The following is a 25,251-nucleotide window of genomic DNA, read 5'->3' as shown; positions in this document are numbered from 1 at the left end:
CGACAGCGCCGGACATCATACGTTCGGTGCAGCGACGCGCTTGCGAAGACCGGTGATGACCGCCTTCAGGATTTCCGATCCGGCCTCCTCGCTGTCCATGCCATGGCCCATGCACCGCATGGTGACGATGCGCTCGTGGACGAAGGACAGTTTGGCGATCACCGCCGGCGTCAGCTTGAACGGGTAGAGCGCCGGCTGCCCCATGCTGCGGCTCAGGGAATTCACCGCGTAGGTGAGCGGCAGCCACGCTTCGACCAGGCGGCTGAAATCCGGAATCTGGTAGGGATCGTAGTCGATCACGACGGGGTCCGCCGGCCCGTTGCGCAGGCGCGGCCGCACGTGGAGTTCGAAGGTGCCGGCCGTCTCCACCGTGTCGACGATGTGGAGATACTGTGCCCAGGTCTCGGCGAAATCCTCCCACGGATGGCTGGTGGCGTAGGCGCTGACGTGGGATTCCTCCCAATCCGGCGGTGCGCCTTCCCGGTAGTGCCGCTGCAGTGCACGGCCGTAATTGTCCCGCTCGTCGCCGAACAGCGACCGGAACGTCCACAAACTCTGGTCGAACCGCACCAGCACGTTCCAGAAGTAATGCCCGATCTCGTGGCGGAAGTGCCCCAGCAGGGTGCGATAGTACTCGCCGAACAGCATCCGCCGCCGCTCACGTTCGACGTCGTCGGCCTCGGCGATGTTCAGGGTGATGATGCCGCTGTGGTGCCCCGTCAGGACGGGCGGCCCGATGCGGTAGCTCTCCGACGGATCGACCAGGAAATCGAAGGCGAGCCCCGTGGTGGGATTCTCCGTCCGGTTCATCAGCGGCAGGTTCAGGCGGAGCAGGGAGTAGAACAGCCGATGCTTGGCCGCCTCGATCTGGCGCCAGCGCGTGAGGTTCCAGGTGATGCCGAGGTCCGGCACCACACGGTTGTGACGACAGGCGGTACAATACCGCTCCGGCATGTCGTCGGGCACGAGCCAGTTGCAGGCGCCGTGCTCCGCATTGGCGCAGAAGCGGTACTTGCGGGTCGGGTTGGCATAGGCGTGCCAGATCTCGCCGACGGGCTCCAGTGCCGACATCTCGTGCACTTCGCCCACATAGCCGAGGCGGCGCTGGCAGCTCTCGCAAGCCGTGCTTTCGAAGCTGACGGGCTGATCGCAGGCCTGGCACTGGAAGATCTTCATGATGCCGTTCCGATGCCCGTCCCTTACCACCCTCAAGCACCACGTGCCCACCGGGAACGACCCGCCCCCCGACGCGGTGAGCTAAGCGGTGGCGTCCGACTATGTTCCCAGACCGGGCCGCCAGCGGATCATGCACGGAACTTGCTTACGGACTCGCTTCGATGCGAGGTCTGTGCCCCACGGCACGACGGCACATCGTCGGCAAGCCCATCGCACAAGCGCGACCGTTGGCGTATGGCTTGAAGACAGCATCCCCCGGGAGCACCGCAGGGCGGTGGCCCGGTTCTCCGCAGCCGGATCGGGCGTGTCCACGCCCCTCCGGCCCCACGCCCTGGTACTGCGGGAGTCCCCGTGTCGATCAAAGCCGCCCTGCACCACGTCACGCACTACACCTACGACCGGCCGATCGCGCTCGGTCCACAGGTGATCCGCCTGCGGCCCGCGCCGCACACGCGCACCGCCGTACCGGCCTACTCCCTCAAGATCCTGCCCGAGAACCACTTCATCAACTGGCAGCAGGACCCGAACGGAAACTGGCTCGCGCGTCTCATCTTCCCCGAGAAGACCACCGAGCTGAAGATCGAGGTCGATCTCACCGCCGACATGTCGGTGATCAACCCGTTCGACTTCTTCGTGGAGGAGTATGCCCAGGCGCGCGGCTTCACCTACGCCGACGATCTCACGGCGGAGCTGAAGCCCTACCTCGTGCTCGACGAGGCCATGGCGCCGGAGGTCGACGAATTCCTGACCCGCCTTCCGGCCGAACCGAACACGGTCCTGTTCCTCGTGGCCCTTAACGCTCAGGTGGCGGGCGAGATCACCTACGGCGTCCGCATGGAGCCGGGCGTGCAGAGCGCCGCCGAGACCCTGACCCTGAAGAGCGGTTCGTGCCGCGATTCCGCATGGCTGATGGTGCAGATCCTGCGCCGCCTCGGGATGGCCGCCCGTTTCGTCTCCGGCTACCTGATCCAGCTCATCCCCGACACCACCGCGGTCGACGGCCCCGTCGGGACCTCCACCGATTTCACCGACCTGCATGCCTGGGCCGAAGTTTATCTCCCGGGCGCCGGCTGGATCGGTCTCGACGCCACGTCCGGCCTCCTCTGCGGCGAGGGCCACATCCCGCTCGCCGCGACCCCGCACTACAACTCGGCCGCGCCCATCTCGGGGCTCGCCGAGCCGGCCGAGGTCGCGTTCGGCTTCGAGATGACGGTGACGCGGGTCGCCGAGGCCCCGCGGATCACCAAGCCGTTCTCCGACGAGATCTGGGCGGCCATGGACGCGCTCGGCGACCGCATCGACGTGGATCTGGCCGAGCAGGACGTGCGCCTGACCATGGGCGGCGAGCCGACTTTCGTGTCCATCGACGATTTCGAATCGGCGGAGTGGAACGCCGCCGCCGTGGGACCGACGAAACGCGGCTTGGCCGACAAGCTCATCCGGCGCCTGCGCACGCGCTTCGCACCCGGCGGCATGCTCCATTACGGCCAGGGCAAGTGGTATCCGGGCGAGAGCCTGCCGCGCTGGGCCTTCGCCCTGTACTGGCGCCGCGACGGCGTGCCGGTGTGGAAGGACGACAGTCTGATTGCCGCCGAGGATGGACCGCGCGACGCCAACGCGACCCAAGCCAAGGCCCTGATCGACGGGGTCGCCAAGCGCATCGGGCTCGGTCCCTATGTCTTTCCCGCCTACGAGGATCCGATCTACTGGACGGAGAAGCGCGATGAGCTTCCCGTCAACGTCACCACCTCGGAACCGAGATTTCCGAATCCCGAGACCAACGCTCGCATGGCGAGGGTGTTCGAGCGCGGGCTCGGCGCTCCCGCCGGATACGCGTTGCCGCTAGCGAGCCTTCCGACAGGCCGGGAGGGTGCTGCGGACCGCGTCTGGGTCTCGGAAGCCTGGGAGTTCCGGCGCGGTCACGCCTTCCTCACGCCGGGCGATTCCCCCGTCGGCTACCGGTTGCCGCTCTCGTCGTTGCCCTACGTGCCGCCGCAGAGCTATCCCTACTACCAGCCCCAGGACCCCCTGGAGGCACGCGACGCCCTGCCGGAGGGCCATCCGGGCGCCGAGACCATCAACGGGTCGGGCATGACCGGCGTCGCGGTGCGCACGGCCTTCGCCGTGGAGCCGCGCAACGGCATCATTCACGTATTCATGCCGCCCCTGGAACGGGTGGACGAGTATCTCGAACTCCTCGGCCATCTCGAGGACGCGGCGGCCGAACTCAAGCAGACCTTGCACATCGAGGGCTACGAGCCGCCGTTCGATCCGCGTATGAACGTCATCAAGGTCACCCCGGACCCCGGCGTCATCGAGGTCAACGTCCATCCTGCTCCGTCCTGGCGCGATGCCGTGACGATCACCACGGACCTCTACGAGGACGCCCGCCAGATCCGCCTCGGCGCGCAGAAATTCATGACCGACGGTCGCCACACCGGCACCGGCGGCGGCAATCACGTCGTGCTCGGCGGCGCCACGCCGACGGATTCACCGTTCCTGCGCCGGCCCGACCTCCTGAAGAGCCTGGTGCTGTACTGGCAACGCCATCCGGCCATGTCGTACCTGTTCGCCGGACTCTACATCGGCCCGACGAGCCAGGCTCCACGCATGGACGAGGCGCGCCACGACGGACTCTACGAGCTCGAGATCGCCATGGCGCAGGTGCCGAAGCCCGACGAGCCCAACATCCCGCGCTGGCTGGTCGATCGCATCTTCCGCAATATCCTCGTGGACGTGACGGGCAACACCCACCGCTCCGAGATCTGCATCGACAAGCTCTACTCGCCCGACGGCCCGACAGGACGGCTCGGGCTTCTCGAATTCCGCTCGTTCGAGATGCCGCCGGACCCCCGCATGAGTCTGGCCCAGCAACTCCTGCTGCGCGCCATCGTGGCTTGGCTCTGGCGCGAGCCGCAGGAGGGTGGTTGTGTCCGCTGGGGCACGGGTTTGCACGATCGCTTCATGCTGCCCCACTTCCTGTGGGCCGACTTCCTCGACGTGCTGGAGGATCTCCGGGGCGCCGGCTACGATTTCGATCCAGCCGCGTTCGTGGCGCAGCGCGAGTTCCGCTTTCCCGTGTTCGGGACCGTGGAGCATGGCGGCGTGAAGCTGGAACTGCGCCAAGCCCTCGAGCCCTGGCACGTGCTGGGTGAGGAAGGCGCCATCGGGGGAACCGTGCGCTACGTCGATTCGTCCGTGGAGCGGCTGCAGGTCAAGGTCGAGGGCTTCGTGCCCGGCCGGCACGTGATCGCCTGCAACGGACGTCGCCTGCCGATGACCGGCACGGGCACGGCCGGCGAGGCGGTGGCGGGCCTGCGCTTCAAGGCATGGCAGCCGGCCTCGTCCCTGCACCCGACGATCCCCGCGCACGCGCCGCTCACCATCGACATTCTCGATGCCTGGAGCGGCCGGTCGCTCGGCGGCTGCCGCTACCACGTCAGCCATCCGGGCGGGCGCAACTACGAGACCTTCCCGGTCAACACCTACGAGGCGGAGGGGCGGCGCCTTGCCCGCTTCCAGGCCCACGGCCACACCCCCGGCAAGGTCGAAATGCCCGTGGAGGAGACCAATCGGGAATTCCCGATGACCCTCGACCTGCGGAGCCCGGCTCCGCGATGAACGCTGCGGCCGAGGCGGAGGTCTCCGGGCGGGCAGAACGGCTGGCACGCTGGACCTCCGGCTACCGGCCGCTTTCCGGCGTACCCGATGCATTCATGGACGCCTCGGGCAAGCCGCGCGCGGTCTGGACGCGCGTCCTCGACCACCTCGGCAACCTCACCGAGGTGGATATCGCCGCCCGGTTCGTCTCGGCGGTACGCCACATCCGTGACACCGGGATCTCCTACCGGATCTACGGCGACAAGCGCGATCACGCTTGGCCGCTCGGCTCCCTCCCGTTCGTGGTGGAGGCGGCCGACTGGCAGGACTTGAGCGCAGGCATCGTCGAGCGGGCGGAGCTGATGGAAGCGATCCTCGCCGACATCTACGGCCCCAACCGCCTCGTCGCCGGCGGTCTCCTCCCGGCCGCGGTCGTTGCGGGCAGTCCGGAATTCATGCGTCCCCTCGCGGGCATCGCGCCGCCGGGCGGTCGCTTCCTCAAGCTCTATGCCGCCGACGTCACCCGGGGACCCGACGGGCGCTGGCAGGTGCTGGCCGACAGGACCCAATCGCCGTCCGGACCGGGCTACGCCCTGGAGAACCGGATGGTGCTCACCCGCGCCTTTCCGGATCTCTACACCGATCTCCACGTCGAGCGTCTGGCGCCGTTCTTTCAGGCCCTCCGGCAGGGACTTGCCCTGGGTTCCCAGCGCAGCGACCCGCGCATCTGCCTGCTCACGTCGGGCCCGTTCAGTTCGACCTATGTCGAGCAGGCGGTGCTCGCGCGCTATCTCGGCCTGCTCCTGGTCGAGGGCGACGACCTCGTGATGCAGGACGGCGCGCTCCATGTCCGCACGGTCTCGGGCCTGAAGCGGGCCGATGCCCTGTGGCGCCGCATCGATTCCGACTACGTCGACCCCCTCGAACTGAACCCGTCGTCCCGCCTCGGGGTCCCGGGCCTGATCGAGGCCCTACGCAATGGAAGCCTCGTCGTCGGCAACATGCCGGGCTCCGGCATCCTCGAGTCCGGTGCCCTCGCCGCCTATCTGCCCGGCATCGCCCGGCAGATGATGAACACCGACCTTCGATTGTCCGGCCCGCGCACCTGGTGGTGCGGGGATCCAGACAGCCTTGCCCATGTGCGCCAGAACCTCGACGGCCTGACGCTCCGGCCGGTGGCGACGCCCCCCAAGGGCATGGCCCGCGACGCGATCATGGCCCCCCTCGCCTTCGGGGCGGACCGCGAACGGGTCGTGTCGGCCTTACGCGACCGACCGTTCGACTACGTCGCCCAGGAGCGGGCGCCCCTCGCGACGACGCCCGGTTGGGATCGCACCGGCGGCTCCCTGCACCTCGTGCCCCGCCCCTTCGCCTTGCGGGTGTTCGCCGCGATGACGCCGGAGGGTTGGCGGGTGATGCCCGGCGGCTTCTGCCGCATCTCGGAGCGTGCCGACCTCGACCCCATCGAGATGCGCGCCGGCATCAAGGCGGCCGACGTCTGGATCCTCTCCGACGGCCCCGTCGAGTCGGTCCCGACGATTCAGCCCGCGACCCAGAAGGTGCGTCGAATCGCCGGACACCTGCCGTCGCGGGCCGCCGACAACCTGTTCTGGTTCGGGCGCTACGTCGAGCGGGCGGAGGCGGTGATCCGTCTCGTGGTCGCGCATCTCGGCAGCGTCGGCGCCGCCGTCAGCGCCGATATCGTCGGTGATGCACGGTCTCCGACCTCGTTGCGGATCCGAGCCCTTCTCGACGATTGGGGGGCGATTTCGGCCCCCGATCTCCCCACAGCCACCTTGGCGCGCGAGGCCCTGAGCGAGCGCGACAATTTCGGTTCGGCCCTGTGCCACAGCCTCTCGGCACGCGCCAACGCGGCGATCCTGCGCGAACGGCTCTCGGGCGAAGCCTGGCGGGTTCTGGCCGATCTCAAGGACCTCCTCGATATCGGCGACGCCCGTGCCTATTCCGAGGCCGAACTCGTCGGTTTGGCCGAGCGGGGCCTCGGTCTCATCGCCGCGCTCGCGGGTCTGGCGCAGGAGAACATGAACCGCACGGCGGGCTGGCACTTCGTCGATCTCGGGCGGCGCATCGAGCGGGTGATCAACACCTGCGCCTTCGCGACCCAGTTCGCCGGAGATGCGGCCACCGCCGAGGATCTCGGCGTGATGCTCTCGCTCTGCGATTCGCATATCGCCTTCGGCGCACGCTACATGCAGGGGGCCGCCCTCGACCCCGTGCGCGACATGGTACTGCTCGATCCGTTCAATCCACGCTCCGTCGCCTTCCAGATCGTCGCCATCGAGCGGCACCTGTCGGGTCTGCCGACGCTCCGCGTCGATGGACTGCCCGAGCCGCATCAGCGCCTCGCCGCCAGGATCGGTGCCGAATTCGCCACGGGCGAAGCGGCCGAGTTCGACGGTGCGACCCTGGCGCGCCTGGAGAACGAATTCGAGCGCTTGGCCGACGCCATCGCGACCCGCTATTTCCCCAATGGTCCGCACGCCCTGCGGCCGGAGAAGCTCGTGGGGCTCGGGTGATCTACACGCTGCGCCATCTCACGACCTACCGCTACGCCCGGCCCGTCCGCTACGCCCGCTGCGGCCTGCGCCTGCGCCCGACGGACGGCGAGGGCCAGACGGTGCTGGGCAGCACCCTCACCATCACCCCCGAGCCGCGCCAGCGCGTGGTCCGGCGCGACTATTTCGGCCTCGACGTGGTGGCGGTCACCATCGACACCCCGCATACGGAGCTACGGGTCGAGTCGCTTTCGCGGGTCGACGTCACGCGCGCCCCCGCACCCGCGCCCGAATCCGGGCCGTCCTGGGAGCGGGTCCGCGACGGCGCGTTGGATCGGCGGTCACTCGCGCCGGACGCACCGGTGCACTTTCTCTTCCCCAGCATTCGCGTGCCCCTCGCCCCCGAGGTGACCGAATATGCGCGGACGAGCTTTCCGCCCGGGCGTAGCGCCTATGGCGGCGCCTTCGACCTGATGCAGCGCATCCGAAAGGATTTCCGGTTCGACGCCAAGGCGACTTCCGTCCGGACCCCGCTCGCCGAATCGTTCGCCCTTCGGGCCGGGGTCTGCCAGGACTTCGCCCACATCATGATCGCGGGCCTGCGCGGTCTCGGACTGCCGGCGGCCTATGTCAGCGGCTACCTGCGCACCATTCCCCCCGTCGGGCGCCCCCGCCTGCGCGGCGCCGATGCAAGCCACGCCTGGGTCTCGGTCTGGTGCGGAGAGGGCTGGATCGGCCTCGATCCCACCAACGGAATCGGCATGTGCGACGACCACATCGTCGTGGCGCGCGGACGCGACTACACGGACGTCTCGCCCATCGACGGCATCGTCTCGTCATCCGGCTCGCAGAAGCTCAAGGTCGAGGTCGACGTGGTGCCGGATGGCGAGCCGATGCCCGAAACGGTGAGTGCGGAAGCAGTGGACTCCGTCTGACGTTCGCTCGCGAACGCACCCCCCGCATGGACACGCGCACCTCGCATGGCTTAATCGCGTCACGTCCCCGCAAGGGCGTCCGGTGGAGTGCGAGCCTTGGTCGAGAGACACAGCGTGGAGACGGTGAGCGAAGCGCGCGAGGCCATCCGCGCGTTCATCCTCGGGCGCAATCCCGGTCTCGCTCCCGACGCCATCACGGGCCGGACGTCGTTGGTGACGAGCGACGCGTTGGATTCCATCGGCGTCCTCGATTTGATGATGGACCTCGGCGAACGCTTCGGGTTCGAGATCGAGGAGGACGCGTTCGCCCTCGCCCATTTCGAGAGCATCGATGCCCTCGCGGCCTATGCCGCGGCCAAGCGGGATCGAGCCTGAGGCGATGGAAGGGCCGACCCGCGTTCACCATTTGCTGGACCGGCCGGCCGGGGACCGCACGGCCCTCGTGGCCGGCGCGGAGCGTCTGACCTACGCAGGCTTGCGTGACCGCGTCGCCGCTTTGGCGGCCCGGCTGATCGAAGCCGGTGTCCGCCCCGGCGATCGGATCGCGGTTCTGTTGCCGAAATCCACCGGCGAATGCGCGGCCCTGTTCGCCATAGCGCAAGCCGGCGCCGCCTTCGTGCCGATCCATCCGAGCCTGCGCGCGGCCCAGATCCGCCACATCGTCGAGGATTGCGGCGCACGCGCCCTTCTGACCGAAGCGGTCTTGCGCGCCGCCCTCGGAGACGGTCTCGCGGTCGAGGCCGAGGCATCGATGCCCGGCGGCGTCCTCCTGATCCTGCCGGAGCGCGACGGGCCGGCCCCGCCCCCGGATCTCGCCGCCATCCTCTACACCTCCGGCTCCACCGGCCTGCCGAAGGGCGTCATGCTCTCGCACGCCAACCTCCTCGCCGGAACCCGCATCGTGCGGACCTACCTCGGCCTCACGCCGGACGAACGCATCCTGTCGGTGCTGCCCCTCGCCTTCGATTACGGCCTGAACCAGCTCCTCACGGCCGTCGAGCAGGGCGCCTGCCTCGTGCTCCTCGACGCCCGGTTCGGCGACGAAGTGGTGCGCGCCATCGAAACACACGGGATCACCGGTCTCGCCGGGGTGCCGACCCTGTGGACCCTCCTGACCCGCGCCGCGCCGCGCCTCGCCACGGCGGATCTGGCGAGCCTGCGCTACGTCACCAATTCCGGGGGGGCGGTGCCCCTGGACACCGTCGCACGCCTCCGCCGGGCACTGCCCCACACGGACATCGTACTGATGTACGGGCTGACGGAAGCCTTCCGGTCGACCTGGCTCCCGCCCGCGGAGCTCGAAGCCCGCCCGGCCTCCATGGGTCGCGCCATCCCGGAGACCGAGATCTTCGCCGTCACCGCCGACGGACGCCGCACCGCGCCGGGCGAGCCCGGAATCCTCATGCATCGCGGCCCGACCGTGTCCCTCGGCTACTGGAACAGGCCCGAGGACACCGCGCGCGTGCTGGTGCCCGATCCGTTCGTTCCGGGCGGACCACCCGTGTGCCGCTCGGGCGACATCGTCGTCGAGGACGCGGACGGCTACTTCACCTTCGTCGGCCGCGACGATGCGATGATCAAGACCTCGGGCTTTCGCGTCAGCCCGACCGAGGTCGAGGCGGCGCTGATGGCGACGGGCGGCTTCCGTGCCGTGGCGGTCATCGGGCTGCCCGATCCGAGTCTCGGGCAACGCATCCATGCCATCGGTATCGCCGCCGAGGGCGGCCCGGACCCCGAGGCGGCCCTCCGCGCCCTGCGGGAAACCGTGGCGCCCCACATGGTCCCCCGCACCATCGAAACGGTGACGTCCCTGGCCGTCACGCCCAATGGCAAGATCGACTACAAGCGCCTCGCGGCGGAACGCCGGGATGTCTGACGACGGTCTCGCCCAACACCTGATCGCCGCCGATTTCCCGAGGCACGATGGGGTGATTCACGTCGGTGGACTCGATCTCGCCGCCCTCGCACGGGCCCACGGCACGCCGCTCTTCGTCTACGATGCCGATCTCATGCGACGGGCCTACCGTGCCCTGTCGCAGGCCGTCGCGGGCTTCGCCGAGGTCGATTATTCCGTCAAAGCCAATCCGCGCCCGGCCGTCATCCGCGTGTTCGCCGAGGCGGGAGCGGGTGCCGAGATCGCATCGGGTGCGGAATACGAGGCGGCCCTGGCCGCCGGCGTGCGATCCGAGCGGATCCTGTTTGCCGGACCGGGAAAGAGCGCGGCCGATATCGATCGGGTCGTCGCCGGCGGCATCGGCGAGATCCATCTCGAGAATATCGAAGAGATGGAGCGCGTCGCGGCGGCCTCCGCCCGGCACGGATGCAGGACCGCCGTGGCGATCCGGGTCAATCCCGGGCCGGACGCGCAGGGCGGGGCCATGCGCATGGGCGGCAAGCCGTCGCCCTTCGGCTTCGACGAGGAGGAACTGGACGCCGTCGTCGATCGGGTCGAGGCCGAACCCGACCTCCGCCTGGTCGGCCTGCACCTGTTCGCCGGGACGCAGGGGCTTTCCGCCGCGACCCTCCTCGGCCAATGGGCCTACGGCCTGCGGCTGGCCGCCCGGGTCGCCGCTCGGATCGAGCGCCCCCTCGAGACCGTCGATCTCGGCGGCGGCCTCGGTATCCCGTACTTCGCGGGCGATACAGCCCTCGACCTCGACGCCGTCGGCGCCGGCATCCCGAACCTTCGCGCGATGGTGGCCGCCGCTCCCGGCCTCGCGACCGCGCGCATCGTCCTCGAACCGGGACGCTATCTCGTCGGAGCGGCCGGGATCTACGTGGCGGAGGTCCGCGCCGTGAAGATCTCGCGCGGGCAACGCTTCGCCATCACCGACGGCGGCATGCATCATCATTTGGCTGCGTCGGGCAATCTCGGGCAGATCGTCAAGCGCGACTATCCGGTCGCCGCGGTCGTCGAACCGCAGGGTGGCGTGCGCACGCCCTGCACCGTGGTCGGCCCCCTCTGCACGCCCCTCGACATGCTGGCGCGCAATGCGCTCCTGCCCGATCTCGCCGCCGGGGACCTCGTCGCCGTGCTGCAATCGGGTGCCTACGGCCTGACCGCGAGCCCGACCGGCTTTCTCAGCCACCCCCTGCCGGCGGAAATCCTCGTCGATGGCGGACGGGCGGTGCCGATCGGGCGGTGACGCCCCTCAGACCTTGCCCTCCGAGAAGCGCCGGAAGGCTTCCAGGGTCTCGGCGCTGACATGGTGCTCGATGCCTTCGGCATCGCGCCGGGCCGTCTCGGCGCTGACGCCGAGGACGCACAGGAATTTCTCGACGATGCGGTGGCGCTCCCGGCTCTGCACCGCAAGCGCCTGCCCGGCCGTGGTGAGGAAGACGCCACGATACGGCCGCTGCTGGACGAGGCCGTCTTCCACCAATCGCTTGAGCATCTTCGCGACGGTCGGCTGGGCCACGCCGAGGCGCGCGGCGATGTCGACCTGGCGCGCCTCGCCGCCGTCACCGATGAGGTCGGCGATGAGTTCGACGTAATCCTCCACCAGCTCCAGGCGCCTCGCCTCGCGGGCCTGGCGAAAGCTCTCCACATGCACGTCGGGATCGACGAGCGCGGTGGCGGGATCGGATCGCGACGAATCCTGCATGTGACCGGCCGTCTCCCTTCCCGTGGATGCGCCGGATGGGCGTCCGATCTCCGCTGTGTAGCGAAGGCGGCGCGCGAAAGGGACCCCCCATCGGCACCGTCTGACTGCGTTGACACCTCGGCAACACCGGCGTGCTAGGGCTCGATGCGGCTCCAGCGGGTAAGCCCGCGTCGACGACGGGTGGAACAGAACGGTGGAAGCGACGGGACGCCATCGACGTCCAGCAACGCCCGCCCGATCCGTGGATCATCGATGATCGCCCGCCACACCCTCACCTATGTCGGCTCGCGCGGAGTTGGAGCGGCCCTCAACATGGCATCCCTGGCGGTCTTCACCCGGCTCGCACCGGTGGAGGCTTATGGTGGCTACCTTCTGATGCTGTCCTGGGCCTTGGTCCTCTACGGCGCCACCTGCCAGTGGCCGAAGTTCTCGTTCTTCGCCCTCTACGAAGAGGTACGCGCGCCGGATCAGGTCGGTACCGTCGTGCGCCTGCTCGGGGCGATGATCGCCCTCGCCGCCCTGGCGGCCGCCCTCGGAGCCTGGCTCGGAATCGTCGCGCCCGCCGCGGCCGCCGCCATCGTGGCGGCCGTCCTCGGCATGATGGTGTTCGAGGGGGCCTGCGAGATCGCCCGTACCCGTCTCGAGGTCGGTGCCGTGGCCGCCGCCATCGTCCTGCGTGCAATCCTGGTTCTCGTGCTCGGAAGCGGCGTCCTCCTCTGGACCGGGCACGCCGTCGATCTTCTGCTCGCGACGGCACTCGCCAACATCCTGGCCGCCCTGTCCCCGCTGTTCGCCATCGGACCGCTCCTAGGCGGGCGCGGGAGCTGGGCAGAAGCGCGCCGCCTGCTGAGTTATGGATGGCCCCTGGTCCTGTCCTTCGCCGCCGCGGCCCTGGCTCAAACCATCGACCGCCTCATCATCGGCCAGAGCGTCGGCGTCGCCGAACTCGGCGCTTACGGTGCGTTCTCCGATTTTCTCCGACAGAGCTTCGTCGTGTTCGGCGACAGCATCGCCCTCGCCCTCGTCTCCATCGCCAAACGGGAGGCGCGCAGCGGCGGCATGGAGGCCGCCCGCCCGGTTCTGGAGGGCGCCGCGCGGCTCATGACGCTCATCGCGGCTTTCGGGGGCGTCTTCTTCCTCGCCTTCGACGATCTCGTGGTCGCCATTCTCCTCGGGCCGGATTATCGCGCCGCCGCCCTCGGCGTGGCCCCCCTCCTCGTGGCCGCCAGCGTCCTTCTGATGCTGCGCTCGTACTATTTCGGGCAGGTGATCTACTTTTCCGCGTCGAGCCGCCTCGACGCCGTCGCGTCCGTCACACTCCTAGTCACCATCACGGGCCTCTCGGCCGTGCTGATCCCACCGTATGGGATCACCGGCGCCGCCATCGCCGTCGTCGTCGGACAGGCCTTGGCGTGCCTCGTCTTCATCGTCGGCGACCCGAGCGGCATCCGGATGCCGGTGCCCTGGCGCGACGTTTCCATCATCGCAGCGACCGCCCTCGCCTGCAGGCTCGCCATCGGGTGGATCGAGGCTTCGGGCGCCGGGCGGACGGTACCGGCCGTCGTCCTCGAACTCGTGATCCTGCTCTTCGGGGCCGGCGCCATGGCGTGGCGCTTCGACATCCTCGGAGTCGCGACCCTGATCCGACGCAGGCGCGGCACCTGATGGCCGGTCGCAGGGACACCCCGCCCTTGCATCGGGCCGATGACTGGGTCGCCGCGTTGCGCCCCCTCGATCCGACGGCGCCGTGGATCGCGGCCTGGCGGACCCTGAGCCGGCGTCCCTTCATCGAGAACCTGTTCTACGACGCCGATTTCGCCCTCTCCGCCCGGGAGGCCTTCGGGGCCGGCGTAGAGGTGCTGCTGGTGGGAGATCGCCCGCCGGAAGAGCCAGGCCTCCGCCTCATTGCCGTGTGGCCGTGCCGACGCGGACGGCGACGCTGGGGCTTTCCCCTGCGGCTCGCCATGGGCTGGATGCACGGGTTCGGTGTTTTCGGTGTTCCCCTCCTCGATCCGGACAGGCCGGCCCACGCCCTCAATGCTCTTCTGCGCGCGGCCGGTCACCTCGCCGGCCGGCGCCTGATGCTGACCTATGTGCCCACACGCGGCCCCTTCGCGGAACTGCTGTCGGGGGCGTGCCGCGCATACGGTTTGCCGCGTGCCGATTTCTGGGCCCATGCCCGCGCCGTCCTGGAGCTCTCCGGCCGGACGGAGCCCGAGCGCGCCGCCGCGCTCGACCACCTGTCCTCGCGACGCCGCCGGCGCCTCCGGCAATCGGCCGAACGCCTCGGGCCCATGACGTTCGAGATCGTGCGTGATCCGGCGAACCTCGGCGCGGCCCTGGACGACTACGTCGCCCTCGAAGGAAGGGGTTGGAAGGGCCGCGCCGGGACCGCCCTCGGCGATTCTCCGGAGCAGGTCGCGTTCCTGCACGCATCCGTGGCCGCCTTCGGGGCGCGCGGCACGGCCCGGATCGACCGGCTACGACGCGGGGACACGACGCTGGCCAGCGCGGTGACCTACGTCACCGGAGGTACGGCGTGGTGCCTGAAGATCTCGTTCGCGGAAGCGGAGGCCCGCGACTCCCCCGGCGCACAACTCGTCCATCGCATGACCCTGAGCGTCATCGCGGATGCCGGTCTCACCGGGGCCGATTCCTGCGCACCACCGGATTTCCGCCTCGCCGAGACGTTCTGGGCGGGACGGATGCCCCTCGCGCACGTGCTTGTTGCGACGCCGGGGGGCGACCCGCTGTTCGGACTTGCCCGGCGGCTCGAAGCCTTGCGTGCCTGGCTGAGCCGTTCCCTCGCTCGCCGAAGCCCGGCTTCGGTCCTCGCAAGCGTGTGGCCGTGGAGACGTTCGGCGCCCCCTACCAGCCGAAGCGACTGATCCGTGCCTGCGCCGCCGAGACGGAAGCGGGATCGCGGCCGAAAGCAGCGATGCGCTGCGACAGGTCGTGGCAGGTGACGCAGAACGGCAGGGACGCCAGCACCACGGCCTCCCGCGAACGGGCGACGGAAGCGATGAGGCAGGCGATGGGGAGATCGGACGCGGGCTGCCCAAGGCAATCGCCGCGGGGACTTCCGAAGAACGGCCGGTTCGGCCAGTCGAGAACGACGACCGTGCCGCCGCGCCGGTCGGGCGCCGGCGGCAGGCTGTAGCTCCGCACGAACAGGGCGCAGAAGGCCAGAACCAGGGCCGGGATCAGGAGAAGACGGGACAGGCGTCGCATCGCTCCTCAGCCCGGCTCGTCGAAGCGGCTTCGGCGAAACACCTCGGTCCCGGCCCCGTCGATGACCCGTACGGCTTCGGCGGGTCCGCCGCCGCGCTGCGGCGCGCGGGCGCGGGCGAACAGGCTCAAGGCATGCTCCGTGGCACTTTCCAGACTGCCGACGCGGACGGAGACCCGCTGGCGCACGGGGTCCTCGCCGTCCGCCACCGGTTCCGGGCTCAAGATCTCGATGTGGAAGGTCTCGCGTGGGGTCAAAGGTGGAACGCTCCGGCTTTCCGAAGGGGGCGACGGATGACATAGGGCATCGCGGGCGGCTTCGCCCGTGAAACCATGGCGGGCGGCTTCGCGCGTAAAGCTCGGCATCGTTCCGCGGGATGTCGATCGCCCGGGCGCCCGAATTCCGGCGATGGATGCATGTCGCGCCGGGATATGGTTGAGTGTGCCCATCCCCGAGACTGCATGGATTCAGACAAGATGGCGACGACGCCTTTCGTGACCGCCGAATGGCTCAAGGCCCGGATCGCGGCCCCCGACATCGTGGTCCTCGACGGCTCATGGTACCTGCCGGCGCAGGGGCGCGACGCGGCGGCCGAGTACCGGGCCGGGCACATCCCCGGCGCCGTGCGCTTCGACATCGATGCCATGAGCGACGGGACGTCCGGCCTGCCGCACATGCTGCCGCGGCCGGAGGTGTTCGCCGCACGGATGGGGGCGCTCGGCATCGGCGATGGCGCGCAGATCGTGGTCTATGACGGCTTGGGGTTGTTCTCGGCACCCCGGGTGCGGTGGATGCTGCAGGTGTTCGGCGCGCGCGACGTCGCGATCCTGGAGGGTGGATTTCCGGCCTGGGTCGCGGCGGGTGGGCCCGTCGAGGACGGCGAAGGGCGGGCGCGCGAGCCCCGGCCCTTCACGGCCCGCCTCGACAACGGGGCCGTGGCGGATGCGCAAGACGTTGCGCGCGCTCTCGAATCCGGATCGGCCCAGGTCGTCGACGCGCGGTCCGGGCCGCGCTTTCGCGGCGAGGAAGCGGAGCCCCGGCCCGGGGTCCGTCCGGGCCATATGCCGGGCGCCCGGAACGTCCATTATTCGGCGCTGCAAGCGGGGGGCCGGCTGAAGGAGCCCGACGCCCTGAGGGTGGTGTTCGCCGAGAACGGCGTCGATCCGGGCAAGCCGGTGATCACCACCTGCGGATCCGGCGTCACGGCCGCCATCGTCTCGCTCGCCCTGGAGAGCCTCGGACGGCCGGCACGGGCCCTCTACGACGGGTCGTGGTCGGAATGGGGTTCGGACCCGGAGCGCCCCGTCGCCACCGGCGCATGAGGTGTCGGCGCGCCGGCGCACGCCCTGTTGTGACGGACGGCGACCGTTCCACGCCGCCCATGCGCCAGCGCTCGGACGGGCGCGTGCACCTGCGCGTCGGACGGCTCGGTTCCGACACGCGAATCCTCGACATCGCCGAAGCCGGCCCCTTGCGCGTGCGCCTGCCGCGCGGGCCGGCGGGGCCGTGCGAGGCGGTGCTGCTGAACAGCGCCGGCGGCATCGCCTGCGGCGACCGTTTCGCCGTGTCCGTCGCCGTCGGGCCGGGGGCGGAGCTCGTGCTCACCACCACGGCGGCGGAGAAGATCTATCGCTCCGACGGGCCGAGGACGATCATCGAGACGCGGGTCGCGGTGGGTGCCGGCGGCCACCTCGCCTTCCTGCCGCAGGAGACGATCCTGTTCGACGGAGCCAGTCTGGAGCGCAGCCTCGTCGCCGATCTCGATGGCGATGCGGGCCTGCTCGCGTTCGAGGCGGTGACGTTCGGGCGGGTGGCGCGCGGCGAGCGGATCCGCGAGGGCCGCTTCCACGATCACTGGCGGATCCGGCGCGACGGGCGCCTCGTCTACGCCGATTCGGTGCGCCTCGAGGGCGCGATCGCGGACGCCCTGGAACGGGCGGCCATCGGGGACGACGCCCGGGCGATGGCGACTCTGGTTCACGTGGCGCCCGGGGCCGAAGGCCGCCTGGACGCCATACGGGCGCTGCTCGACGGAGCGGGCGCGCGGGATGGCGTCGAGGCGGCGGCGAGCGCCTGGAACGGGAACCTCGTGGTGCGGTTCCTCGGGAGCGACCCGGCGGCCCTGCGGGCGCTGGCCCAGCACATCCTCGTCGGTTACCGCGGCGGCCCCCTCCCCCGGGTGTGGCAGGCCTGATGCAAAAAGGGGCCCCAGCATCGCCGGAGCCCCTCTCACGAACCGGATCAGGCGGTTCGAATCAGTAGGCGGCCGGATCGGGGCTGTCGCTCGGGTTGGCGAACGCCTTCACCATGGCCTCGCTCATGGGCAGGTTCAGGTTGATGCCCCGCGGCGGGATCGCCTTGGTGAACCAGGTGTCGTACAGCGCCTTGCCCTCGGGGCTCTTGTAGAGCTTGGCCGTGGCTTCGTCGACGACCGCCTTGAACGGGGCATCGTCCTTGCGCAGCATGATGCCGTAGGGCTCGGGCTTCGACAGGGCCTCGCTGGAGATGCTGTAGGCGCCCGGCTCCTTAGAGCTGGCGGCGAGCGAGGCGAGGAGCACGTCGTCCATCACGAAGGCGACGGCGCGGCCGGTCTCGACCATGAGGAAGGCCTCGGCATGATCCTTGGCCGGCAGGATGGTCAGGCCGAGGTTGCGGGCCGTGTTGATCTCGTTGATCTGACGGATGTTGGTCGTGCCCGAGGTCGAGACCACGGTCTTGCCCTTGAGATCGTCGATCTTGTCGAGCTTGGCGGTCTTCTTCGACACGAAGCGGGTGGCCGTGAGGAAGTGGGTGTTGGTGAAGGTCGCCTGCTTCTGGCGGTCGGGGTTGTTCGTCGTCGAACCGCACTCGAGATCGATGGTGCCGTTGGCGATGAGGGGGATACGCGTCGCCGAAGTGACCGGGTTGTACTTCACCTCGAGCTTCGGCAGGCCGAGCTTGACCTTCACCGCATCGGCGACCTTCTTGCAGATCTCGAACGCGTAGCCGACGGGCTTCTGATCGTTGTCGAGGTAGGAGAACGGCACCGATGCATCGCGGTAGCCGATGGTGATCCCGTTGGTTTCCTTGATCTTCTTCAAGGTGCCGGTCAGATCGTCGGCCTGGGCAGAACCCACGGCCGTGGCCGAGACCGCAAAAGCAACGAAAGCCGCCGTGACGGCGGATCTTGAATGGCGCGAACGCATTGTCAGGCTGACTCCCGGGGGGCGATTGGCACGACGTCCATCGCTGAAGGCGCTTATAGCAGGTTAGCGACGGCCACCGCCGACGCAATCGGTGATTTCCACGGATCTCGCGGAATGCGCACTGTTCGGCGCAACTTGTAACTCGCAACTCGCGTGCCGGACTGGGCCAGGCCGAGACGCAAAAAGGCCCGGCTTCGCAGCCGGGCCAGTTCGTATTCTCGAAGGTAAGGTGATACCGCCGGTCGGATGTCGCAGCGACACCGACCGGTCGAAAGCGGCTTAGAAGTCGCGCTGGATGCGCATGCGCATCTGGTAGGTGTCGTCGGCCGTGACCGTCTTGACGTTGCCGTTGGCGAGGTTGATCGCGTTGACGGCACCGTTGGAGCGGGTCTGATCGACCACGCGGCCGCTCTGAACGCCGACCTTGGTGTAGAGGCCCTCGACGCCGATATCGAGATCCTTGACGGGCGACCAGATCAGGCTGGCGCCGGCGACGACCTGGTAGGTGTCACGCAGCACGGGGCTGACGTTGTAGGACGGCGTGCCGATGATACCGGTGAACTGCGAGCCGGCGAGGGCATTGACGGTGGCGGCGCTGGCGCCGGGGGCGCCGGTGGCGGTGGCGTAGGCCAGGGCGTTGTTGAAGCGGGCGCCGCGGGCGAAGCTCAGCTCGCCGTAGCTGGCGAAGATCGCCGAACGCCACTCGGGCGACCAGTAATGCAGGAACGAACCGACGACGGTGAACGAGGTCGAGAGCTCGATCTTGCCCGTGAGCGGGTTGAGGGTCGCATCCGACATGTAGGGGTCGAAGGCGGCGCCCGCGATGGTGCTGACGCGGGAGGCGTAGGACCCGTTGTACGAGGAGTAGCCGGTGTAGAGGGTCGCGCCCTCGCCGTAGGCGCCCTGGAGGTAGAAGGTGTCGCCGGGGGCGATGAACGGCATGTTGATCTTCACGCCGCCCTGCACGGCCCAGCCGAACTCGGAAGCGGGACGTGCGGTGAAGCCGCCGAAGTTGGCGATGGGCACGCCGGCTGGAGCGCCGAAGGTAGCGGCGTTGTAGCCCTGGATGAAGTTGGCGGTGTTGAGCTCCTTGGCGGCGGCCGAGAGCTGGGCCGAACCCCAGGCGGCGTCGTAGCGCAGGACACCGACGAAGTCCGGCACGCGGTTGCGCTGGGACACGTCGACGGCGCCGAAGACCGGGCGACCGAAGGCATCGGTGCTGATCAGGACGCGCTGGGGTGCAGGCGAGGTGGTGGCCTCCTGCGAGTAGATGGTGTTGCGGCGGAAGCTCGGGTCTTCCAGCGAGACCGTGGCGGAGAAGCCGCCGGTGCCGAGCTTGGTGGTGTAGGCGAGCAGGTTGGTGGAGGCGAGGTCCGAGCCGCCGGTGGCGGAGCTGATCTCGAAGTCGTGGGCGTAGAAGTCGAAGAACGAGGAGGCGCGACCGGCGGTGAGACCGGCGAACTGGATGAAGGCCTTCTCGGTGCTCACGAACTGCTGGACGCGGCCGAACTGATCCTGACCGCTGGCGCCGAAGGCGTTGCCGATGCGCTCCTGGGTGCCCGAGCGCAGGCCCTGGGTCGAACCGGTGCGGGAGGCGAATTCGAGGCGGGTGAAGGCGCGCAGGGTGCCGTAGGCGGTCTGGGTGCGGGCGTCGACGTTGATGCGGGCGAGGCCGCGGTAGCCGGTGGTGTCACCGTTGCTGCCCGAGCGGCTGTCCTGCTGCTGGTAGCCGATTTCGAGGCGGGCGCGGCCGGAGAGACGGATGCAGGTCTCGGTGCCGGGGATGTAGAAGAAGCCGGCGCCGTAGGCGGAGCAGACGCGAACGTATTCGATGGGGGCAGCCTTCTTGACCGGAAGGTCGGCTGCGTGTGCTCCAGCGACGGCTGCAAAACCAGCAGCAGAGGCAAGAAGCGAGCTCTTCAAGAGCTTCATTGATATCTCCAAAAGCTTCGAGACCCGAGGGATGAACGATTTCGGGCATGGTGATCCGGCGGACCACGACCCGTGTCGTCCTTATTTTTCAACAGCCGAGCGATGTTCGCTGGTTTGCAGAAGTGTTGCGCTGGCGATGCCCCCAGTGCCCAGTCACTCTGTGCGAGCCGGTTCCGCCGGGCAACTCGAAAACGTGATCAGCACAGCGGTTCCGCTGCCGTGTTGCGGCCATGCAACGTTGCACAGGCGGCTAAGCGTATGACGCACAGGCGGTTTCCGGGCCGCCGCGACGCGCGCCTAGACCTGGACCAGGGAGAACAAACTGCCCTATAACGGCTCAAACTTGAATTATGATTCCGCTTCTAGATTGAAAAAGGCCTAAAATCATTCTCCCGTTGATTTGAATGGCGTTTTCCGAGGCAGGCACGGGATTATTTTCAAGATGGGTGCCGATTCGGAGCTGACGCTTGGCATACCAAGCGATCCCGTCGGGCGATCCCGGTGGATCGGCCATCACGGCCCGGCGGCGTCCACACCCCCTGTGGATGACGCGGGGCCCGGCCTCCCAGCTCCGGGTAAGCCCGTGCGAATCGGGCGACGCCGGGGGATCGGGGTCCTGAGATCCGAAGGCGGCCAAGCGGCTTCGTCCCCCGGGCGTCCCGGGTGACGCAATACCGACGGTCCCCGGCCTGAGGCCCGACCCCGCGCTGTCGAGGCCATGCCCCGAGCGGTTCCATGGCGACGATGGGCCGGGTGGGACTGCTCGGTCCCCCTCAGGCGGCGCGCAGGCGAGCGGCGGCCTCGGCCGAGCGGCGGATCACCGCTTCCTCGGGCAAGCCCGCGGGCACTACCCAGGAGCCGCCCACGCACAGCACCGGCTTCAGGGCGAGCCAGTCGGGCGCGGTGGCCTCGGTGATGCCGCCGGTCGGGCAGAAGCGGACGGCGTGGAACGGCCCGGCCAGAGCTTTGAGGGCCTTGATGCCGCCGGCGGCCTCGGCCGGGAAGAACTTGAACCGATCGAGGCCGTGATCGAGGCCGCGCATGATGTCGGCCGAATTGGCGATGCCCGGCAGGTAGGGCACGCCCCGGTCGATGGCCGCGCGGGTGAGGGACTCGGTGAGGCCCGGGCTGACGACGAACCGGGCGCCCGCCTGCAGGGCGGCGTCGAGATCGCGCGGGTTGAGCACGGTGCCCGCGCCGACGACGGCGCCCTCGACCCCGGACATGATGCGGATCACCTCCAGGGCGGCGGGGGTGCGCAGGGTCACCTCCAGGGCGGTGAGGCCGCCGGCCACCAGCGCCCGGGCGATGGGCTCGGCATGGGCCACGTCCTCGACCACCAGCACGGGGATGACGGGAACGGAGCGCATCAGCGCGTCGATGCTGGTCATGGGGCGGTCCTCGGGGTTCGGGAAGCGGAGGCTATCATACCAAACGCGTGCGCTCGCCTGGGATCGGGCGGTCGCGACGGGCTCCCCCTCCCGGGAGGAGAGGGAGCCCCCGCCTTGCCTCTCCCTCGCGGAGACACGCGGCGAACCGATGGGCCGGAAAGGCCATCCTACAATCCGGCGGCGGCCAGCATGGCGGAGGCGCCCTGCTCGGCGCCGTCGGCGCCGTGGCGCAGGAAGGCGAACAACTCGCGGCCGGTGCCGAAGGCGGGCGCGGGGGCCGCGGCGTCATCGCGAAGATCCCATTCGGCGGGATCGACGAGGACTTCGAGGCTGCCGTCCTCCGCGCTGAGGCGCACCCTGTCGCCGTCGCGGATCTTCGCCAGGGGGCCGCCGCCGAGGGCTTCGGGGCTGAGATGGATCGCCGCCGGGACCTTGCCGGACGCCCCCGACATGCGCCCGTCGGTGACGAGAGCCACGCGAAACCCCCGGTCCTGCAGCACGCCGAGCTGGGGCGTGAGCTTGTGGAGTTCGGGCATCCCGTTGGCGCGCGGCCCCTGGAATCGCACCACCACCACGACGTCGCATTCGAGTTCGCCGGCCTTGAACGCCGCCAGGACGTCGTCCTGGTCGTCGAAGACGCGGGCGGGCGCCTCGATGGTCCAGCGCGACGGCTCGACGGCGCTGGTCTTGAACGTCGCCCGGCCGAGGTTGCCCTTCACGAGGCGCATGCCGCCATCCGTCTGGAACGGGTCGGCGGGGCCGCGCAGGATGCTCTCGTCGTGGGATTTTTCCGGCGCGTCCTCGAACACCAGCGCGTCGTCGACGAGCTTGGGGTCGCGGGCGTGATCGCGCAGGCGCGTGCCCGCCACCGTCAGGATGTCATCGTGCAGCAGCCCGGCGTCGATCAGGCTGGCGATGACGTAGCTCATGCCGCCGGCGGCGTGGAAGTGGTTCACGTCGCCCGAGCCGTTGGGATAGACCTTGGCGACCTGGGGCACCACCGCCGAGAGCCGGTCGAAATCCTCCCAGTCGAGGACGATGCCGGCGGCCCGCGCCATGGCGGGCAGGTGGATGGCGTGGTTCGTCGAGCCGCCGGTGGCGAGCAGCCCCACCACGGCGTTGACGATGGCCTTCTCGTCGATACAGTGGCCGAGCGGCCGGTAATCGTTGCCCGTGGCGCCGATCTCGGAGAGGCGGTGCACGGCGGCGCGCGTCACGGCCTGGCGCAGCTTCGTGCCCGGATTGATGAACGAGGCGCCGGGCATGTGCAGGCCCATCACGTCCATCATCATCTGGTTGGAATTCGCCGTGCCGTAGAAGGTGCAGGTGCCGGCCCCGTGATAGGAAGCGGATTCGGATTCGAGCAGTTCGTCGCGCCCGACCTTGCCCTCGGCGTAGAGCTGGCGGACGCGCTGCTTCTCCTTGTTGGCGATGCCCGACGGCATGGGTCCGGCCGGGATCAGGATCATCGGCAGATGGCCGAAGCGCAGGGACCCGATGATGAGGCCCGGCACGATCTTGTCGCAGATGCCGAGCAGGGCGGCGGAATCGAACATGCCGTGGCTGAGCGCGATGGCGGTGGAGAGCGCGATGGTGTCGCGCGAGAACAGGGACAGCTCCATGCCGCGCTGGCCTTGGGTGACCCCGTCGCACATGGCCGGCACGCCGCCCGCCACCTGCGCGGTGGCGCCGACCTCGCGGGCGAAGATCTTCATCTGCTCGGGGTAGCGGCCGTAGGGCTGATGGGCCGAGAGCATGTCGTTGTAGGCCGTGACGATGGCCATGTTCATGGTGCGGCCGGCGCGGATCGCCGGCTTGTCCTCGCCGGAGGCCGCGAAGCCGTGGGCGAGGTTGCCGCAATTGAGCATCGGCCGGTGGACGCCGTGGTCCCGCTCGCGGGCGACGAGATCGAGATACGCCGTTCGCGTCGGCCTGGAGCGCTCGATCACCCGCGCGGTGACGGCGGCGATCTCGGGGTGAAGCTCGGTCATGTCTGGTCCTCGCGTGGTGCGAAGTCTGGCGCGAAGTCTGGAACGCCTTCAGACCACGGCGGCACCGCCGTGGCTACCGGGGCGTCCGGTCAGTGCCCTGAGGCAAGGGTCGCGCCGGGCTTGTCGTGGGTGGCGAGACGCTCGACCAGGGTGGCGGTCGCGGCGTTCATGCCGACGATCTCGACGGTTACGCCGTGGTGGCGGAACTTCAGCACCACCCGGTCGAGGGCGTTGACGCCGGTGATGTCCCAGAAATGGGCCGCCGTGAGGTCGATGACCAGGCGCTCGAGGCCGTCCTCGCGAAAGTCGAAGGCGTCGTGGAAGGCTTGCCCCGTGGCGAAGAAGATCTGCCCCGTCACCCGATAGGTGCGCGTGCCGCCGGTGCGCTCTGAGGCGACGGCGAAGAACCGCGTCACCTTGTGGGCGAAGAACAGGCCGCTCAGCACCACGCCGAACAGCACGCCGCGGGCGAGGTCGTGGGTCGCCACCACCACCGCGACGGTGCCGAGCATCACGACGCTCGAACTCTTGGGGTTGGTCAGCAGGGTGCGGACGGAGCCCCATTGGAAGGTGTTGATCGACACCATGATCATCACGGCGACCAAAGCCGCCATGGGGATCTGGGCGACGTAGGGCCCGAGCACCACGATGAGGAACAGCAGGAACGCGCCCGCCCACAGAGTCGAGAGCCGGCCGCGCCCGCCCGACGAGACGTTGATCACCGACTGCCCGATCATGGCGCATCCGGCCATGCCGCCGAAGCACCCGGCGGTGATGTTGGCGAGACCCTGGCCGGCGCATTCGCGGTTCTTGTTCGAGCCGGTGTCGGTCATCTCGTCGAGGATGGCGGCCGTCATCAGGCTCTCGAGCAGGCCCACCATGGTGAGGGTGAGCGCGTAGGGCAGGACGATCCGCAGGGTCTCCCACGTGAACGGCACCTGCGGCAGGGCGAAGAACGGCAGTTCCGTCGGCAGGGCCCCCATGTCGCCGACGCGGTGGATCGGCAGGCCGAACGCGACGGCGACGATCGTGAGCAGCACGATGGTCACCAGCGGCGAGGGCACGGCCCTCGTGAGGTACGGCAGGCCGTAGATCAGGGCGAGGCCGGCGGCCGTCATGGCGTAGACCGTCGCGCCCTGGCCCAAGAGTTCCGGCATCTGCGCGAGGAAGATGAGGATCGCGAGCGCATTGACGAAGCCGGTGACGACGGAGCGCGAGACGAACCGCATGAGGTTGCCGAGCTTCAGCGCCCCTGCGCCGATCTGCAGGAATCCCGTCAGGATGGTGGCGGCGAAGAGGTAGCCGAGGCCGTGCTCCTTCACGAGGGTCACCATCACGAGCGCCATGGCGCCGGTGGCGGCCGAGATCATCGCCGGGCGCCCGCCCGCGAAGGCCGAGACCACGGCGATGCAGAACGAGGCGTAGAGGCCGACCTTGGGGTCGACCCCGGCGATGAGGGAGAACGCGATGGCCTCGGGAATGAGCGCGAGGGCCACCACCGTCCCGGCCAGGAGTTCGCGCGTGACATCGGGAGCCCACTCGCTCCGCAGGTTGCGTCGGGTCATGGAAGATCAGTCCGTTCGCCCCGTTCGCGGGCCGGCCCGTTCGGGGCCGCGGCGTCGGGGGATGCCAGGAGGAGGCGCGGCGCCCATGCGGGCATCCGCGCGGAGACGCGGTCCGGTGCGGGCGCC

19 protein-coding genes are annotated in these 25,251 nt (G+C 69.4%); 10 read left to right on the top strand and 9 right to left on the bottom strand.

The window, feature by feature from the left end:
• Positions 1-15 precede the first annotated feature (15 nt).
• A complete protein-coding gene (locus ASF22_RS20210; RefSeq protein ID WP_056175832.1) occupies positions 16-1,176 on the bottom strand; it encodes a putative zinc-binding peptidase in 1,161 nt (386 codons plus the stop codon).
• 351 nt (positions 1,177-1,527) lie between these two features.
• Between ASF22_RS20210 and ASF22_RS20205 the strand changes: the two genes are divergently transcribed.
• The 6 genes from ASF22_RS20205 (at position 1,528) to ASF22_RS20180 (ending at position 11,373) form a co-directional block, all read left to right on the top strand.
• On the top strand, positions 1,528-4,797 hold the full coding sequence (locus ASF22_RS20205; RefSeq protein WP_056267671.1) for a transglutaminase family protein: 3,270 nt from the start codon (positions 1,528-1,530) through the stop codon (positions 4,795-4,797).
• Entirely contained in the window at positions 4,794-7,313 is a 2,520-nt protein-coding gene (locus ASF22_RS20200) for a circularly permuted type 2 ATP-grasp protein (RefSeq protein ID WP_056267668.1), read from the top strand. The genes ASF22_RS20205 and ASF22_RS20200 overlap by 4 nt, the downstream gene beginning before the upstream one ends.
• Entirely contained in the window at positions 7,310-8,227 is a 918-nt protein-coding gene (locus ASF22_RS20195) for a transglutaminase family protein (RefSeq protein ID WP_056175823.1), read from the top strand. The genes ASF22_RS20200 and ASF22_RS20195 overlap by 4 nt, the downstream gene beginning before the upstream one ends.
• A 123-nt stretch (positions 8,228-8,350) precedes the next feature.
• On the top strand, positions 8,351-8,602 hold the full coding sequence (locus ASF22_RS20190) for an acyl carrier protein (protein WP_056176188.1): 252 nt from the start codon (positions 8,351-8,353) through the stop codon (positions 8,600-8,602).
• Between the two features lie 4 nt (positions 8,603-8,606).
• Positions 8,607-10,103: an AMP-binding protein gene (locus ASF22_RS20185; RefSeq protein ID WP_056267667.1), complete on the top strand. Its 1,497-nt coding sequence runs from the start codon at positions 8,607-8,609 to the stop codon at positions 10,101-10,103.
• Positions 10,096-11,373, top strand: a complete 1,278-nt coding sequence (locus tag ASF22_RS20180; protein ID WP_056267664.1) for a type III PLP-dependent enzyme — start codon at positions 10,096-10,098, stop codon at positions 11,371-11,373. The genes ASF22_RS20185 and ASF22_RS20180 overlap by 8 nt, the downstream gene beginning before the upstream one ends.
• 6 nt (positions 11,374-11,379) lie before the next feature.
• On the opposite strand, the gene mntR is transcribed toward ASF22_RS20180, so the two are convergent.
• Entirely contained in the window at positions 11,380-11,832 is a 453-nt protein-coding gene (gene mntR / locus ASF22_RS20175) for a manganese-binding transcriptional regulator MntR (RefSeq protein ID WP_056267662.1), read from the bottom strand.
• 252 nt (positions 11,833-12,084) lie between these two features.
• Here mntR and ASF22_RS20170 point away from each other — a divergent pair, with 252 nt between their 5' ends.
• Positions 12,085-13,497, top strand: coding sequence for an oligosaccharide flippase family protein (locus ASF22_RS20170; RefSeq protein WP_056267656.1), 1,413 nt, complete (start codon positions 12,085-12,087; stop codon positions 13,495-13,497).
• A 26-nt stretch (positions 13,498-13,523) separates the two neighbouring features.
• Positions 13,524-14,720, top strand: coding sequence for a GNAT family N-acetyltransferase (locus tag ASF22_RS20165; protein WP_244474358.1), 1,197 nt, complete (start codon positions 13,524-13,526; stop codon positions 14,718-14,720).
• On the opposite strand, the gene ASF22_RS20160 is transcribed toward ASF22_RS20165, so the two are convergent.
• On the bottom strand, positions 14,701-15,063 hold the full coding sequence (locus ASF22_RS20160) for a hypothetical protein (RefSeq protein ID WP_056267652.1): 363 nt from the start codon (positions 15,061-15,063) through the stop codon (positions 14,701-14,703). The two genes, ASF22_RS20165 and ASF22_RS20160, sit on opposite strands and share 20 nt — an antisense overlap.
• A gap of 6 nt (positions 15,064-15,069) precedes the next feature.
• On the bottom strand, positions 15,070-15,318 hold the full coding sequence (locus ASF22_RS20155; protein ID WP_056267650.1) for a hypothetical protein: 249 nt from the start codon (positions 15,316-15,318) through the stop codon (positions 15,070-15,072).
• Between the two features lie 219 nt (positions 15,319-15,537).
• On the opposite strand from ASF22_RS20155, the gene sseA reads away from it, so the two are divergent.
• Both sseA and ASF22_RS20145 read left to right on the top strand, forming a co-directional pair.
• The gene (sseA, locus tag ASF22_RS20150) at positions 15,538-16,383 is read left to right on the top strand and encodes a 3-mercaptopyruvate sulfurtransferase (protein WP_056267929.1); all 846 of its coding nucleotides are present in this window, start codon (positions 15,538-15,540) and stop codon (positions 16,381-16,383) included.
• Between the two features lie 59 nt (positions 16,384-16,442).
• Positions 16,443-17,255, top strand: a complete 813-nt coding sequence (locus ASF22_RS20145; protein ID WP_244474357.1) for an urease accessory protein UreD — start codon at positions 16,443-16,445, stop codon at positions 17,253-17,255.
• A 61-nt stretch (positions 17,256-17,316) separates the two neighbouring features.
• Here the strand turns inward: ASF22_RS20145 and ASF22_RS20140 are convergent, their stop codons facing one another.
• The 5 genes from ASF22_RS20140 to ASF22_RS20120 form a co-directional block, all read right to left on the bottom strand.
• The gene (locus ASF22_RS20140; protein ID WP_056175791.1) at positions 17,317-18,246 is read right to left on the bottom strand and encodes an amino acid ABC transporter substrate-binding protein; all 930 of its coding nucleotides are present in this window, start codon (positions 18,244-18,246) and stop codon (positions 17,317-17,319) included.
• A 279-nt stretch (positions 18,247-18,525) separates the two neighbouring features.
• On the bottom strand, positions 18,526-20,178 hold the full coding sequence (locus ASF22_RS20135; RefSeq protein WP_056267645.1) for a porin: 1,653 nt from the start codon (positions 20,176-20,178) through the stop codon (positions 18,526-18,528).
• Positions 20,179-20,951: 773 nt separating this feature from the next.
• On the bottom strand, positions 20,952-21,569 hold the full coding sequence (gene eda, locus ASF22_RS20130) for a bifunctional 4-hydroxy-2-oxoglutarate aldolase/2-dehydro-3-deoxy-phosphogluconate aldolase (RefSeq protein ID WP_056267642.1): 618 nt from the start codon (positions 21,567-21,569) through the stop codon (positions 20,952-20,954).
• A 167-nt stretch (positions 21,570-21,736) separates the two neighbouring features.
• Complete coding sequence (edd, locus tag ASF22_RS20125) at positions 21,737-23,560, bottom strand: phosphogluconate dehydratase (protein WP_056267639.1); 1,824 nt, start codon at positions 23,558-23,560, stop codon at positions 21,737-21,739.
• 89 nt (positions 23,561-23,649) lie between these two features.
• Positions 23,650-25,125, bottom strand: coding sequence for a SulP family inorganic anion transporter (locus ASF22_RS20120; protein ID WP_056267635.1), 1,476 nt, complete (start codon positions 25,123-25,125; stop codon positions 23,650-23,652).
• Positions 25,126-25,251: the final 126 nt, after the last annotated feature.

It is taken from the genome of Methylobacterium sp. Leaf87, assembly GCF_001422775.1.
In the GTDB taxonomy this organism is placed as follows: Bacteria; Pseudomonadota; Alphaproteobacteria; order Rhizobiales; family Beijerinckiaceae; genus Methylobacterium.
The sequence above is the reverse complement of the archived record's forward strand: the minus strand, read 5'-3'. Positions and strand labels throughout refer to the sequence as shown.